A 14,708-nucleotide genomic window follows, 5' to 3' on the forward strand; every position below is an offset into this window, starting at 1 on the left:
AGAGCTGCTAAGGTTGGGAGCGGGCTTGAATGGCCGCGTCGAGAATCTGGCTTTGCTCAGCGAAACGACGATTAAAACTGACCCAGCCATAATCAATAGTATGATACCAGGTGTGCGCCTCCGCCGTCGGCACCAGTGCCGATGCTAAGGACTGCTCGTAATTGACTTGCTCCATTTTTTGGTGGGATTCAGGGTTGTAAGAAATAGAGCGGCATAGAAACTCATCGGAAGTATGTAGCCATTCCATCGCCACGTAAACGCCCCGCTGCGGAAATGATATGGTGTAGCGGTTCATGTCAACGGTTATCCATCCTCTATTGGTGGCGGCCGCCAGCACGGAGGTTGTTAGTAAATCGGTGCCCGGACTCCCCCCAGGGCCATCAGCCGCGTACACGCGCACCCGAAAAGGTGCCCGCAAACCAGTCTTCCCACAATCATGACTGGGATTGACAAAGAAACGCACAGCCGTAAGGTAACCATCGGCCGTTGGCTGGCACCGGCGGGCTATTTGCCAGCCCGTATTCTTCTCCCGCAACAAAATGGTTTGTCTGTATCCGCCGCGGCTTTTCGGCACTCCCTTGAACCCCACCCACTCGGCCACACCCGGCCGCACCACTACCTCGCTTAGCGACACCGGTAGCGCGGCCAGCCGCAACGTAGCCGCCGCTTCGGCTGGTACGGCCACTCGTCGCCGCTCATAGCCCAACGCCGAAAAGGTGAGCGAGTCGGCGGGCGTGAGGCCAGCGGGGAGCGGGAAGGAAAAAAGGCCCTCATCGTTGGCCTGCACCCCAAGCTTTCGCGCGGGCAATTCCACGACGGCGAAGGGTATGGCCGCGCCTTGCGGGTCTTGCACGATGCCGGTAAGGGTGCGCTGGGCGTAAAGCGGATGCATCAGGGCCGCCAGCAGGCCGGCCCCCATCAATAATGAGCGCGTAGTAGCGGGCATAGAAACAAAAAAAATCGGGTAGCGACGCGGCGAAGCTACCCGTTTTTTTCGGTCTGTGTTATTCGTTAATCAGGCTTCCTTAGGCAACTGGTAGTGCAGCAGCGTCATGCCGTCGGGCCAGGTTTGGGTGCGCAGCAGGTGCAGGGGCTGGGCGTGTTCTTGGTGGCGCCAGAGCGGAATACCAGCTCCCAACAGGCGGGGCACCACGAACAGCATCAGCTCATCGATGAGGCCGGCCGTGAGCAGGGGCGAGGCCAACGTGCTGCCCCCAATAAGCCAGATGGTGCCACCGGGCTGTGCGCGCAACTGGCGCACAAACGCTACCGGATCGGCGCTTATGAATTGTACGGAGGCATGGGGTTCTTGGCGCGGTGGCTGGTGGCTGAATACGTAGTTGGTGAAACTGGGGTAAGGCCACTCGCCGGAATTAACCACCTGCTCGTAGGTCGCCCGGCCGAGGAGGGTGGCATCGGCATCGGCCAGAAACTCGGCGTAACCGTAGTCTTCGCCCGAGGGCGGGGTAGGCAGCCATTCCACCGAGCCGTCGGGCGAGGCGATGTAGCCGTCGAGGCTGGTGGCAATGTAGAGGATAACTTTACGCATGCGTGAGTGGGTTGTGGTGGTAGGGATGGGCGCCAGGGCCCGGAGCAGAGCTGTGGCCAGCAGGCCACGGTACTAATTGATACGGCATCGGCGGCCAGGGGGCTGCGAAAAAGCCAATCAGGTTTAAGTTATCCTTTTCTATTTGGGCTATGCCCGCTACCACCGCCCGCCCACATTCACCTAACTTTGGGTCCCGCTTATGGTTGATAGCGCCCGGCTACCTGGTCGCAACCCAATTTCTCCTCCGCCGCTTTTTCCTCTTTCGCATGGCCGAAGAATTGCTCCTCGACACCACCCTCAGCAAAGCCGAACAATACCGCCAACTGCTGCCCCAACTGGAAGCCTTGACCACTGGGGAGCCCGACCTGATAGCCAACTTGGCTAATACCGCCGCCGCGTTGCGCCAGGCATTTGGGTTTTTCTGGGTGGGTTTTTATCTGGTGAAGGAGGACGAACTGGTTCTCGGGCCGTTTCAGGGGCCGATTGCCTGCACCCGCATCCGGCGCGGTAAGGGCGTGTGTGGCACCAGCTGGGCCCAGGCCACCACGTTGCTGGTGCCCGATGTGGAGCAGTTTCCTGGCCACATTGCCTGCAGCTCGGAGTCGAAATCGGAAATCGTGGTGCCCGTGCTCAAAAACGGCCAGGTCGTGGCCGTCCTCGATGTCGACAGTGACCAACTCAACGATTTCGATGCCACCGACCAGCAGGCCCTGGAGCAGTTGATGCAGCTAGCCGCCGGCTGGTTCGCGGAGTAAGCGGAGCCAAACTTGTAATAAACGGGCGAATAGCCCCGTTTCACCGCTATTCCTCATGCCCGGCCACGGCTTTTGCTGGAGCGGCTTCCAGTTGCTGAGCCTCCAAAGCCAAGCGGTGCTGCTCTTTTTCTGAGGGCGTGCGAGGCAGGGCGCTGAGGTCGGGCTGGCCGGCATCAACCCAGGCCGTGTACCAGAAGGCCCCCACCAGCCGCGTGGCCAGCCGTAGCTGCCGCTCCACCTGCCCATTCAGGCGCTGGTGGTAGGCGCGGGCGAAGTCGCGGGAGTAGGTGCGCACAGTAGCGGTGCCGCGCTGCTCGAAGCCGTACTTGCGGTCGTCGGCGAACTGCCCGCTTAGCGCCCGCTCGAAGGTCAGCACCGAATCGACGGCGGCATGGGAGCGGGCTACGGCGGCCCAAATGGTTTCGGTGGGCCGCTCCAGGTAGGGTGCGGGGCCGGTGAAGAAGTCGTAGCCGCTGCTCAGCAGTTCGGGCAAACGGCTTTCCCAGAGCGCATGAATGCCGCGCTGCCCGGTAAGCTGGCCGTTGTAATTGTGGGTGGTGTGCAGCGGCACGCAGGCATCGGCAATATAGTGGCCCAAATCGGCCGAGTGATGCAGAATCCGGTCGGTGTCGTGGGCCTGGAAGGCGGCCGTGAGCTGGCCCTTCATGCGGGCCACCTGCCAGGGTACAATGCCGTGGCGCAGCAGCGAGTCTTCGCTCAGCAAAGCCACCGCGTCGGGATAGGAGCGGGGCAGCTTGTAAACGGCCGAGTCGCCGTACACGTCCACATCGAGGAAGTGGCGGGGCGCTTCGCCAGGTACCACCATCCGGCGCGAATCGGGCCGGGTAGCGTTGGTGGTGAGGTAGTCGATGTTGGCCTTATAGAAACCCACCATTTCGGGCGGTAGCGTAAACACGGCTAGCCGGTTGATCAGTCGGTGCGCGAAGAAGCCCCAGGCGTCGGCGCTGGCAGGTAGAAACACTAGTAGTAGCACGCTCACTGTATAGCTAATGTGTTTCATAACGCATTGATATAATGAATTTTGCTTGTAAGGTTTAATAGCTGAATTATCTACAAGATATACATTGCCTACGAACGGCTCAGGATTTCCAGCAGCGGGCGGTTTAAGTAAAACTGATAGCGCCCTACCTGCTTGTTTTCCAGCAGCCCCTCGGCAGCCAGTTGCGCCAGGTAGCGGGAAGCTGTTTTGTAATGAATCCCCGTTTCGCGCCCCATTTGCACCGGCGTGGCCACCGGATGCGCGAATACGAATTCGGCCACTTCCAGTGCACCCGAACCTGCCGGGTGCGTAGTTGCTGCTTGAATTCCTTCACCTGTTGCATCACGGCAAAAAGCGTGTCCTTGGTTTCTCGGGCCTGCTGCTGAAAACCGGTAATCATAAACAGGAGAAAGGGTAGCCATTCCGCGTGCTCCGAAACGGCGAGCAACAGCCGGTAATACTCTGCCCGGTTACGGTTGATATAACCGCTGATGAATAGGGTGGGCTGGGCTAGTAGGTCGGCCTGCACCAACTGCAAAACCATTAGAATCCGCCCCGTGCGACCATTCCCATCCCCAAACGGGTGAATGGCCTCAAACTGATAATGGCCAATGGCACAACAAATCAGCGGGTCGAGCTCTTCCGGCGGCTCATTAATGAAGCTTTCCCAGTTGTTTAGTAAGCGCGGAATTTCGCCGGCGCGGGGCGGAGTAAACACCGGTAAGCCGGTTAACGAATTCACAATGCGGTTGGGTGTACTGCGAAATCCAGTAGACAGATCGGGCAGCAGCCGCTGCTGAATACCTACAATCAGCCGGGAGGAAATTGGCAGACTCGGTAACTGGTCCATGCCCCAGCGAATAGCTGCTCCATAGCGAAGCACTTCCTTGTCGGCGTCGCGCCGCTCGGCCTCCGGGAATAACTCCTGCTGCAAAGCCGACTCAACGGTTGTGTGGATATTTTCGATGCCCGAGCTGGCCACGGCTTCCCGCACGATGGCCGGTGATAGAAGCAGCATCGGGTCGGGCATAGCGGCCGAATAGCCTTTTAGTTCTCCTAATTCCGTGCGGGCCTTAACTAGCGTCCGGAGCAAAAATGGGTTGTCCAACGCAACCGTTGGGGGCAGCAAGGGCAATTCGAACGGATAAGCCGGGTTGAAATGCATGAACAGTTGAGCGAGGTATGGGACAAATATTGACTAAATGTACCATATATAAGCGGACATAGTACAAGTTGTCCTATACCATTTTCCCGGCCGCTGCAACTTTATCAGGCCTAATTCACCAACAGACTACCCACGGTCTGAGCCCCGAAATAAGCCAGGCCGCCCGCTGCCCGAAGCAACCGGCGGCCTACCTGGTGTGTAATGCATCGAAATTACCTCCGACCCTGGCCCACGAAGCGCATGCGGTAGTCGGCATCCACGTCGCCCTTGCTGATGCGGGCGAGCTTGCCCTTGAGCAGCTGCTTTTTCAGGCCTGAAGCGTAGTCGGTGAACAGCACGCCCTCCAGGTGGTCGTACTCGTGCTGAATTACGCGGGCGGTGAGGCCCGAGAAAGTCTGCTCGTGGAGCTGGCGGTTTTCGTCCTCGTAGCGCAACGTGACAACCGGGCGGCGCGACACCCGTTCCCGGATGCCGGGAATGCTCAGGCAGCCTTCCTCAAAAACCCACTCTTCACCGGTTTCGCTGATCAGTTGGGGGTTGATAAAGGCCTGTTTCACCGGGGCCGCCGTGGGCTCCTCAATGATGGGGTTGCCGTCTTCGTCCTCATCGAGCATGGGGGCCGAATCGACGACGAATAGGCGGATGCTCTTGCCAATCTGGGGGGCGGCCAGGCCTACCCCGTGGGCGTGGTACATCGTCTCGAACATATTGGCGATAATGAGTTCGAGTTCGGCAGCCGAGTAGTCGGCGGGCAGGGGTTTGGCGAGGGTTTTAAGTACCGGGTCGCCGAAGGCAACAATGGGGTAAATCATCGGGATTCGAGGAAGGATTGCAAAATGATGGTGGCCGCCACCTTATCGACGGTGGCCTTGTCGCGGCGGTCTTTTTTGCCCAGCCCGCCCGCCAGCATCGCGGCGTGGGCCATGCGCGAAGTGAACCGCTCATCGATTTCGTGCACCGGCACGTCGGGAAACTCCTTGCGCAGGCGGCGCAACACGCCTACCACGGCACTGGTGGCATCGGTGGCCTCGTTGCTGAGCGTGCGGGGCATGCCAATTACGAGGGCCGCCAGGGGCTCCCGCAGGTGGTAGGCCTTCAGGTAAGCCAGCAGGTCCTGGCTGTGAATAGTGTCGAGGGGCGTGGCAATGAGCTGGAGCGGGTCGGTAACGGCCAGTCCCACGCGCTTATGCCCGTAGTCGATGGCAAGAATACGGCCCATCGCAAAAGAAAGAATAAAGATGCCGGAGCGACTATGGGCTACCGGGCCCACACTCCGCCCCAAAGATACGACGTACCTGTGGAAAGGCCGGCCGCCCAGGCCAAAGCCAAAGCCCTGCCGTTGGCCGACAAAACGGCGGGGTTGAACGAATCAGGTGAATCTTTTTAAAATCATATAATGATCTTGTCATCGAATTAGTAATCAGGCTATTCGAACCCCGTCGAGAACAGTAGTTGGTAAATTATTTTTGGGTTGAATTCATAAAAAATTGCATTGTTATTTGAAAATGGATATACCACTATGTAACCCGGGGGCTTCTTGGAAAAGTTTTAATAGATTTGGAAACCAAGTATCCCTCTGAATTACTCTTTATCGATTGAACCACTACTCCCTCAGTGCCTTATGACCTCCGGCTCCTTCGATTTGCCGCCCGATCAAGTGCCGACGCCCCCGCGGAATACCCGTTGGAGTGTGCGGCAGCCTTGGCTGCTGGGGCTGGTGCTGGCCTGTGGCATCCTGGTAGGCGCGAATCCGTTCCGGCCCTCCGACCAGAATCCCGACCTCACGGCCCGGGGCTATCTAAAGTTCAAAGAAATTCTCAGCTACGTCGACCGCGATTACGTGGATTCGGTGAACGCCGAGGAGCTGTCGGATTACGCCATTACCCGGATGTTGGAGCGCCTCGACCCGCACTCGGTATTCATTCCGGCCAAGCAGCAGCGGGAGGCGTCTTCGTTCCTGCAAAGCGACTACGATGGTATCGGGGTTGAGTTCAACATGTTCCGCGACACCGTAACGGTAGTAGCCCCCCTTAGCGAGGGCCCGGCCGAACAAGCTGGCCTGGAGCCCGGCGACCGGATTCTGAGCGTAGATGGCCAACCCGTTTCGGGTGTGCATTACACCACCCAGGACTTGTTTGGCAAGCTGCGCGGCCCCCGTGGCAGCCGGGTCCAGCTGAAGGTGCTGCGCCGGGGCCTGCCCCGCCCCATCATGGTGCCCGTCACGCGCAACCGCATCCCTAATTCATCAGTCGAGGTGGCTTACATGGTGGATAACCAGACGGGTTACCTCAAAATCAGCCGCTTCGCCAGCGGCACCTACGACGAGTTCAAGACCGCGCTCGGCGACCTGCGCCGTCAGGGCCTCACCCGCCTCGTACTCGACTTGCGGGGCAACCCCGGCGGCTACCTCGACCGGGCTACTAAAATTGCCGATGAGTTCATCGGAGGTACCAAGAAGCTCGTGTATACCGAGGGTAAAGGCGACCAGTACGACACTCAGACGTATTCGCGGGTGGCTGGCGAGTTTGAGGAAGGCACACTGGTAGTGCTCGTGGACGAAGGCAGCGCCTCGGCCGCCGAAGTGCTGGCCGGAGCCCTCCAGGACCACGACCGGGCCCTGGTGGTGGGCCGTCGCACGTTCGGTAAGGGCCTTGTGCAGCAACCCATTGCCCTGCACGACGGCTCCGAGCTGCGCCTCACCATTGCTCGCTACTACACGCCTTCGGGCCGCAGCATCCAGAAATCGTACGGCCACGGCCTGGCCGAGTACCAGAAAGACCTCCAGAACCGGGGCCGCAACGGCGAGTACTTCCACGCCGATAGCATTCACTTCGCCGATTCGCTGCGCTACCGCACGGCCCACGGCCGCATCGTGTACGGCGGCGGCGGCATCATGCCCGACCTGTTCGTGAGCCGCGATACGTCGGCGCAGTCGGGCTACTACTTGCGCCTGCAAGGCCTGAACTTGGTGCGTGAATTCGGCCTCAGCTACTTCCAGGACCACAAAGCCGACCTCGAAAGCATGCGCTTCGAGCAGTTCAACCAGGATTTCCGCATCAGCGACACCCAGTTGCAGCAGCTAGTCAACCGGGCGGCCCAGAATGGGTTGCCAGCCGATGCGGCCGGCCTGCGCCGCTGTGCCCCGCTGCTGCGCACCCAGCTCAAGGCCCTGATTGCCCGCAATGCCTATGGCAAGCAGGCTTACTTCCAAGTGCTAAGCCAGGGCGACGCGGAAATGCAGCAGGCTCTAAGCGCCATCCGCGAGCCTAACACGGCGTTGCTCGGCCTGTTGGGGCAGTAATATTGCCGGGAAAGGCAACGATAGGGACTTCCGCGAAAGCAGGTCGTAAGATTGTAGCGCGAAGCTTTAGTTTCGCTCATCGTTGGACATCATCGGTTGGCAATCAGCAACGTAGCGCGAAGCTGGAGCTTTGCGCTACAGCTTTTCTTGCTTCCTACAATGCTTTAACCTGACCCGCTTAGGGTTTGTCCTGGAAGCGGAAGGTGTGCTTGATGCCGGTCAGTGGCTGGCCGTCGGCTTCGGCGTAGGGGTAGATGAAGTAGTTGAGGGCGGTGGCCTGCTGGCGCGGAGCTAGCACCAGGTCGCGGCCCCGGCTGAATTCGAGGCGGTTTTCGTCGTGAGCCCCGAAGAAGTAGTTGCGGCGGGCGGGGTTTTTGGCGGCCTCGGAGGCATCGACGGGCACCCAGCCGGTTTCGGGCGTGAAGAACTCGGCCCAGCAGTGGTAACCCTTCACTTCGGCCGCGCCCCGCTCGGGGGGCAGCGGGAAGCCGATGCTGAAGCGGGCCGGAATGCCCAGGGCCCGGCAGTAGCCGATGAACACGGCGTGGAAGTCGGTGCAGTTGCCGCGACGGGCGTCGCAGGCGTAGTAGATGTCGCCCCGGCCCCAGCCTTGGCCGGTTTTGTCGTACGTGACGGTGCTGACGACGTGCTCGTAGATGGCACGGGCCTTTTCGAGGTCGGTTTTTGCCCCGGCTTTCGTCACGACTTCCGTGGCCCAGAGGCGGATTTTGGGGTCGAGGGGTACGAGGTTGTCGGGGGCCAGCCAGCGGCTCAGGTTGGGGTCGGCTTTTTCGCGGGCCGGGCGCTGGCCGGTAGCCAGGGTAGGCGTGAGGTGCTCCTGGCGGGTGGCTTCGAGGTTCATCTTCACCTGAAAACCCTGCAATTGCGCGCCCGTGGCCCGCAGGTGCAGGATGCGGTTGCCGTATTCGCCCGTCTGGATGTCGTAGGGCACGGGGGCCGTAACCTGCAGCGCACGTACCTGCTGCGACTTATCGTCGTGGGGTACGGGCAGCCACAGGTCTACGGCCTTGGTACCGGCCGGGGAAGCGGGCACGGTGGCCGTATACTCGAAGGTGAATGTGCGGGTGCGCGGAGTTGGTGCCGAATCGGGCGCAAACAGCGTGAGGAGAGGAAGCAGAAACGACAGCATAAGGCAAAGGTACCGGGTAATTGGCGGGGAGTAGTGTATGGTAAACAGGGAACCTCATTCAGAGCGTAGCGAAGAATGAGGTTCTTCTTCTAACAACCAGCAGCCAACAACCCAAAAACGCCCCACTCAGAAACTTTGTACCTTCACCACCCGGCATTCCCGCTTGTTTCCCACCCGAAATTCCTACCCCGATATGCCCTTTTATCAACGCTTAGGTCAGATTCCGCGCAAGCGGCATACCCAGTTCCGGCAACCCGACGGCTCGCTCTACCACGAGCAGCTGGTGGGCACGCTGGGCTTCCACGGGGTGTCGTCGCTGCTCTACCACCGCCACGCGCCCACCGAGATTCGCAAAGTGGGGGCGGCCAAACCCTTCGGCCCCAAGCTACTCAAAGACCGGCCGTTGGCCCCGGCCCACCTGCGCACGCTGGCCCAGACCAGCACCGGCGGCGACTACCTCGAAGCCCGCCAGACGTTGCTCGGCAACGCTGACGTGACGATGAGCGTCTGCAACCCCACCGAGCGGCGCATGGACTACTATTATAAGAACGCGCTGGCCGACGAGGTGATTTTCGTGCACGAGGGCCGGGGCGAGCTGTGGAGCCAGCTGGGCAAGCTGGCCTTCGAACCCGGCGACTACATCGTAATTCCGCGCACCATCATCCACCAGCTGCACTTCGAGGACGGGCCGGTGCGGCTGCTCATCATCGAGTCGTTTAGCCCCGTCGAAACCTGCCGGCGCTACCGCAATCACTTCGGGCAGCTGCTGGAGCACGCGCCCTACTGCGAGCGGGACTTCCGCGGCCCTTCGGAACTGATTGAAGGCGACGTGCGGGAGTCGGGCGAGTACGAGGTGCGGGTGCAGAAGGACGGGCTGCTGCACTCGTTGGTGTATGGTAACTCGCCGTTCGACGTGGTGGGCTGGGACGGCTACTTCTATCCCTACGCCACCAGCATCCACGATTTCGAGCCCATTACCGGCCGCATTCACCAGCCGCCGCCCGTACACCAGCAATTCGAGGGCAAAAACTTCGTCATCTGCTCCTTCGTGCCGAGGTTGTTTGATTATCACCCGCTGGCTATTCCGGCGCCCTACAACCACTCCAACGTCGATTCCGACGAAGTGCTGTACTACGTGGCGGGCAACTTTATGTCGCGGCGAGGCGTGGACCTGGCCTCGTTCACCTGGCATCCCAGCGGCATTCCGCACGGGCCGCACCCCGGTACCGTGGAGGCGAGCATCGGCAAGAAGGAAACCCACGAGCTGGCCGTGATGCTCGACACCTTCCGGCCCCTCTACCTCACTGAAGCCGCCTTGGCCTACGAGGACGAGAAGTACCCCTACAGTTGGCAGCCCGAAGCCCATAACCCGGCCCGAGCCGCCGACATGATGGATTAGCGGTGGATGAGTGACTCGGTGAATGAGTAGGTTTTTCCTTCCCTGTGGTATAACTCTTCCATCGAAGTGGATGAACTCACTCATTCACCGAGTCACTCATTCACCGATCCGGCCGGGCACGATTTTCGTAGGTGCCAGACAAAATCCTAACTCCATGAAAAAACTCCTGTTTCTTGCGCCGCTGCTCGTGGCCGCATTGCTGCTGGGCAGCTGCAAAAAAATCGATAAGCTGCTCACCTTTTACATCGAAGACTCCCAGTCGGTAAAAATCTCCGGGGGCTTTCCCCTCGGCCAGGTGGTGCCGCTGACGCCCGTGAGCGTGACGACCCGCTCGGAGGAGAAGTTCAAAAACGAGAACACCAACGCCAACCTGGTGAAGGATGTGAAACTCGACCGGCTGACGCTGACCATCAGCGACCCTAACTCCGAGAACTTCGACTTCCTGCAAAGCATCAATATTTACATCAGCACCAACCAGAGCAACAAGATTCTGCTGGCCTCGCAGGACAATGTACCCACCGGCGTCAATACTATTCAGCTGACCCCGACCACCCAGAAGCTGGACATTTACGTGAAAGCCAGCAGCTACACGCTGTCCACGGAAGCCAAAATCCGCAAGCCCATCAGCCGCGACATCACCATCCGCACCGACTCGCGCTTTAAAGTAACCGCCGACCCGCTGTAGAATTCGCCGCTAACCCCTTGAGTACCGCAAAGCCCCTGACGTGCGTACGTCAGGGGCTTTGCGGTACTCAAGGGGTTAGCGACTGGAATAGCTTCGGGCCCGCCGCCGTGGGCCGCTACTTTTTGGAGCGCTTCACGATGGGCATGCTCAACTCGACATTCACAGGTTTGCCGTTTTGGGTGCCGGGTCGAAACTTCCCGATACCGGCAAATGCCTCAACTAGTGCGGGGTCTATTACAATGGCCTTCCGCATGCCGGTGCTCCTAAAAGTCGGGTTACGAATGTTGCCTTGCCAGTCGACTACGAACGAGACAAACGCCTGGGGCCCGCTGGCGGCTCCATGGTGTACGCGGCTGGTGATGGCGGCTTGCAGGCCCTCCATTCCGCCATCCAGATATACCGGCATCTTCTCCACGTACGTGTATATCCCCTCTCCATCCACCAGTTGGGGTCCCGGCATTCCGGCTGAGGCGTTGGGCATGGGTACCAGAGCCGGGTTGGTTTGGGCAGTGGCAACAGTGGCGGCCCCCAGGAAGCCAACCCACATGCAACCTCGGAAACAACGATTCAGAATAGCTTTCATAAGACAAGAAGCAAGAGCATCAAAAGGAGTATGTGACGCTACCGATTACGGCCGTACTGCTCGTGGCTGCTCACCCAGTCGGAACTGCTGATGGCCGAACCCAGGCTTAGTTCGCCGGCCAGCACCACGCCGGCCACTATTTCGGCGAACTTATTGACCGTGCCGCGACCCACGCAGCCCAGCATGCGCAGGTACTCGTTCTGGGTGGCTAGGCCGGTGCCGCCGCCGTGAGTGGCCACAATCAGGCTCGGAATGGTGATGCTGATGTACAGGTCTTTTTCGGCCGTAATTTCGGAGTAGAACACGCCCGCCGACGACTCTGACACGTTGGCCACATCCTGGCCGGTGGCGATGAACAGGGCCGTGATGCCGTTGGCCGAGTGCGCCCCGTTGTTGTTGGCCCCCGACATAAACGCGCCTACGTTGCTCACCTGCCCGTGGTAGGCCAGCTGCTCGGGCGTTACGCGCATGCGCTGCTGGAGCAGGTTGCGCGGAATAACAGCCTCGGCCACCACGCGCTTACCGCGGGTGCGCATCACGTTTATCTGGGAAGCTTTTTTATCGGTGGCGAAGTTGGATTCGAGGTAGAAGTGGCGCACCGGCGCACCTTTGTAGTTCTCCAGAATCCAGGAGCAAGCCGCGAAGGTGGCCCGGCCCACCATGTTCTGGCCCGCCGCGTCGCCGGTGCTGTAGTTGAAGCGCAGGAAGGCGAACTTGTTGCTCAGGTAGGTGTCGATATACTGGAGCTTGGCGATGCTGGACGTGCTTTCGGCCTCGGGCCGGATGCGGCCGATTTCCTCCTCCACCCAGCGCCCAAAGTCGCGGGCCCCGCGGGCATCATCGAACACGAACACCGGCGCCCGCTGCATGGCGTCGCCGATGACGGTGCACTTCACGCCGCCGCTGAGGTTGAGTAGTTGGATGCCGCGGTTGTAACTGGCTACGAGCGTGCCCTCGGTGGTGGCCATCGGAATCAGGAAGTCGCCCTGGGCGTGCTCGCCATTCACGTGCAGGGGCCCGGCCAGGCCCACCGGAATCTGGGCCACGCCCGTAAAATGCTCGCAGTTGCCCTGCAAGGCGTGGGCATCGAAAGAGTACTGCTTGAGGTGCTCAAACTGCTGCCCCGTAAACTCCTCGGCGAACTCCTGCCGCTTCCTGATGGCTTCGTCGGAGTAGTCGTCGTGGGTGTCGCGCGGGATGCGGGGGCGGTTATCGGGTTTGAGCGTGATGCTGTCCTCTACCTCCACGTGCAGGTCGCCAAAGGGGTCGGCCGCGAACTGCACCTGAATGCTGTGCAGGCCCTCGGCTAGTTGGCTGGTGGCCAAATAAAACGTGGCCGACTGGCCCACCGGCAGCGTGAAGCCCGCGCTGTCGGCATTGAAAACCACGGCCGGCCGCACATCGCCCCCGCCCAGATCAATGGCAATGTTCTCGAGGCCCAGCCGCTGGCCATCCAGCTGCACGTAATCGATGCGGGTGATGCGGACCGTATCGAGGCGGTTTTTGATGCTGAAGGCCACGCCCTCAGGCGTATTGTGGAGGCTGCCGCGGGTATAGAGCAGCTTGAGCAGCATGGGGCTGGGCGTGAAGAGCATAGAGGCAGGGCTATGGGTTGGGATTCGGGAGGGGTAAAGTAGGAATGTTTTCGGATAGAAGCTGGGCGGTGTACTTACTTACTCTGCTTCATTGGGGCGGCATCCGTCCCAATGAAGGTTAGCGGCAATATGGTTTCTGAGGAAACCGCCCGACCGTCGTGGCGGTCCGGTGTGAAATGCCCGCTTAGCAATCCTGCCAGTCGTAGCGCCTCCGCGTCGGCCAGCGTGTGCAGGCTTTGCACGATGTGGGCGTTGCGTATTTCTCCGCGCTCATCAATGGTGAACCGGACGAATACTTTCCCACTGACAGACTGGGGCAAGCTATCCGGCCACTGAACGTGTCGGTTCAGAAAAGCCCGCAGACTATCGTTGCCGCCTATAAAAACCGGTAGCTCCTCAGCATCCCAGCCGAAATGGTCTTTCCTAACCCCACTCAACGTTTGTGACTTCTTATTCGGGGGATAGTCGCTCGGCAAGTCAGAAATACTCCCTTTAGGGGCACTGACGCTCTGTGAATCTGTGGTAGCAACGGCTATTCGTGGTAAAGCGAGCCGTCGGGTTGCCGGTCTCTCTTCACAGCCACTTAGCAGAGCAACAGAGACAGTAGCAGTCGGGCGTTCATTTAGCTTTGACGAAGGGGATAGCAAGGGTATGATGCACGTCAACATTTTCGTTGTGCTTGCGGCCAGGAGCAAATTTGCCATCCATGAGTAGCACCGAGGCTGCTGAAAGGAACGATTCGCCCATATCATTTACGCTTACGGTTCTGCTTGGCAACCTTGACTTCGCCAAATGTGATAGGCAGGGTGAATGTTGTTGCTATGGGCTGCTGATTCTGGTAGCCGGGAGTAAAATAGCCGTCCATCAGCTTCACCACGCGTACGGCTTCGGCGTCCAGCGCCGGGTGCAGTTGCCGTAACAGCTGAACGTCGCGAACTGCTCCGGTTTCGGTAATCTGAAATTTGACGAAAACCCGCCCGTTAAGCGTTTTAGGGGCCTCGGCGGGCCAATGCAGGTTGGTTTCGAGGAAACGCAATAGCCCTTCCTGTCCTCCTTTAAACAGTGCCATCTGCTCCACGCCGCCAAAGGGCCGGCTAGCCCAATAGTCAGGCGTGGACTTTGGCGGAGGTACCGGCGGCACCGCCTGCCGCACCTGCGCCACCGCCTCCCGCGCCCCCAAACCCAGCCCGCATACCAGCAGCAGCGCCACCAGAAACCGCCGCAGCTTCGGGCGCAATGCCACGCGGGCCGACAACGGAGCCGCTTGGTCGACGGCCAGTTGTTCCGGCTGGAATCGGCCACACACCCGGCCGTCGGGAGACGACTGGAAGGCCGCGGCCAAATCGGCGGGCGTGGCTTGGGTGAAATCGATAACTACCCGGTCGCAGTGGGCGCAATGGTGGCCCTGGGTGGTGGGCGTCATCTGGAGCCAGTCTTCGGAGCAGGCTTGTAGGCGGACGTTGAGAATCGGGAGGGGTAGCATAACGAGATAGGCTGAGGTGCCAGAAGATACGGATTCTGCCCAT

At 60.0% G+C, this 14,708-nt stretch carries 15 protein-coding genes and 1 pseudogene; 4 read left to right on the forward strand and 12 right to left on the reverse strand.

What is annotated here, in order from left to right:
- Positions 1-7 precede the first annotated feature (7 nt).
- Positions 8-946 (reverse strand): carboxypeptidase-like regulatory domain-containing protein, encoded by a 939-nt coding sequence (locus tag CDA63_RS04840; protein ID WP_126546739.1) that lies wholly within the window; start codon positions 944-946, stop codon positions 8-10.
- Between the two features lie 69 nt (positions 947-1,015).
- Positions 1,016-1,549 (reverse strand): dihydrofolate reductase family protein, encoded by a 534-nt coding sequence (locus tag CDA63_RS04845; protein ID WP_088463318.1) that lies wholly within the window; start codon positions 1,547-1,549, stop codon positions 1,016-1,018.
- Between the two features lie 266 nt (positions 1,550-1,815).
- On the opposite strand from CDA63_RS04845, the gene CDA63_RS04850 reads away from it, so the two are divergent.
- Positions 1,816-2,304, forward strand: coding sequence for a GAF domain-containing protein (locus tag CDA63_RS04850; RefSeq protein ID WP_088463319.1), 489 nt, complete (start codon positions 1,816-1,818; stop codon positions 2,302-2,304).
- A 46-nt stretch (positions 2,305-2,350) separates the two neighbouring features.
- Here CDA63_RS04850 and CDA63_RS04855 read toward each other — a convergent pair whose 3' ends face one another.
- The 5 genes and pseudogenes from CDA63_RS04855 to ruvX all read right to left on the reverse strand — a co-directional run bounded on the left by CDA63_RS04855 (position 2,351) and on the right by ruvX (position 5,688).
- Positions 2,351-3,325: a zinc dependent phospholipase C family protein gene (locus CDA63_RS04855; protein ID WP_088463320.1), complete on the reverse strand. Its 975-nt coding sequence runs from the start codon at positions 3,323-3,325 to the stop codon at positions 2,351-2,353.
- A gap of 68 nt (positions 3,326-3,393) precedes the next feature.
- The gene (locus tag CDA63_RS21825; protein ID WP_394335381.1) at positions 3,394-3,726 is read right to left on the reverse strand and encodes a Fic family protein; all 333 of its coding nucleotides are present in this window, start codon (positions 3,724-3,726) and stop codon (positions 3,394-3,396) included.
- 119 nt (positions 3,727-3,845) lie between these two features.
- Positions 3,846-4,469: pseudogene (locus tag CDA63_RS21830) on the reverse strand (Fic family protein); the annotation flags it as partial.
- A 212-nt stretch (positions 4,470-4,681) separates the two neighbouring features.
- Positions 4,682-5,281: a peptide deformylase gene (def, locus tag CDA63_RS04865; protein ID WP_088463322.1), complete on the reverse strand. Its 600-nt coding sequence runs from the start codon at positions 5,279-5,281 to the stop codon at positions 4,682-4,684.
- A complete protein-coding gene (gene ruvX, locus CDA63_RS04870; RefSeq protein ID WP_088463323.1) occupies positions 5,278-5,688 on the reverse strand; it encodes a Holliday junction resolvase RuvX in 411 nt (136 codons plus the stop codon). The genes def and ruvX overlap by 4 nt, the downstream gene beginning before the upstream one ends.
- Before the next feature lie 402 nt (positions 5,689-6,090).
- Between ruvX and CDA63_RS04875 the strand changes: the two genes are divergently transcribed.
- Positions 6,091-7,770: a S41 family peptidase gene (locus CDA63_RS04875; protein WP_088463324.1), complete on the forward strand. Its 1,680-nt coding sequence runs from the start codon at positions 6,091-6,093 to the stop codon at positions 7,768-7,770.
- A gap of 178 nt (positions 7,771-7,948) precedes the next feature.
- Here CDA63_RS04875 and CDA63_RS04880 read toward each other — a convergent pair whose 3' ends face one another.
- Entirely contained in the window at positions 7,949-8,920 is a 972-nt protein-coding gene (locus tag CDA63_RS04880) for a transglutaminase-like domain-containing protein (protein ID WP_088463325.1), read from the reverse strand.
- A 193-nt stretch (positions 8,921-9,113) separates the two neighbouring features.
- Here CDA63_RS04880 and CDA63_RS04885 point away from each other — a divergent pair, with 193 nt between their 5' ends.
- Positions 9,114-10,319: a homogentisate 1,2-dioxygenase gene (locus CDA63_RS04885; RefSeq protein ID WP_088463326.1), complete on the forward strand. Its 1,206-nt coding sequence runs from the start codon at positions 9,114-9,116 to the stop codon at positions 10,317-10,319.
- Positions 10,320-10,473: 154 nt separating this feature from the next.
- Positions 10,474-11,004 carry a hypothetical protein gene (locus CDA63_RS04890; protein ID WP_088463327.1) on the forward strand — a complete coding sequence of 177 codons (531 nt, stop codon included), beginning with the start codon at positions 10,474-10,476 and terminating at the stop codon, positions 11,002-11,004.
- A gap of 115 nt (positions 11,005-11,119) precedes the next feature.
- On the opposite strand, the gene CDA63_RS04895 is transcribed toward CDA63_RS04890, so the two are convergent.
- From CDA63_RS04895 to CDA63_RS04910, 4 genes are all read right to left on the reverse strand, one after another.
- Positions 11,120-11,551 carry a hypothetical protein gene (locus CDA63_RS04895; protein ID WP_088463328.1) on the reverse strand — a complete coding sequence of 144 codons (432 nt, stop codon included), beginning with the start codon at positions 11,549-11,551 and terminating at the stop codon, positions 11,120-11,122.
- Between the two features lie 74 nt (positions 11,552-11,625).
- Positions 11,626-13,182: a hydroxymethylglutaryl-CoA reductase gene (locus tag CDA63_RS04900; RefSeq protein ID WP_088463329.1), complete on the reverse strand. Its 1,557-nt coding sequence runs from the start codon at positions 13,180-13,182 to the stop codon at positions 11,626-11,628.
- A gap of 74 nt (positions 13,183-13,256) precedes the next feature.
- Positions 13,257-13,934, reverse strand: coding sequence for an energy transducer TonB (locus CDA63_RS21835; RefSeq protein ID WP_088463330.1), 678 nt, complete (start codon positions 13,932-13,934; stop codon positions 13,257-13,259).
- A complete protein-coding gene (locus tag CDA63_RS04910) occupies positions 13,931-14,665 on the reverse strand; it encodes an energy transducer TonB (RefSeq protein WP_088463331.1) in 735 nt (244 codons plus the stop codon). The genes CDA63_RS21835 and CDA63_RS04910 overlap by 4 nt, the downstream gene beginning before the upstream one ends.
- Positions 14,666-14,708 lie beyond the last annotated feature (43 nt).

Origin of the sequence: Hymenobacter amundsenii (assembly GCF_002204745.1) — a bacterium.
GTDB lineage: Bacteria > Bacteroidota > Bacteroidia > Cytophagales > Hymenobacteraceae > Hymenobacter > Hymenobacter amundsenii.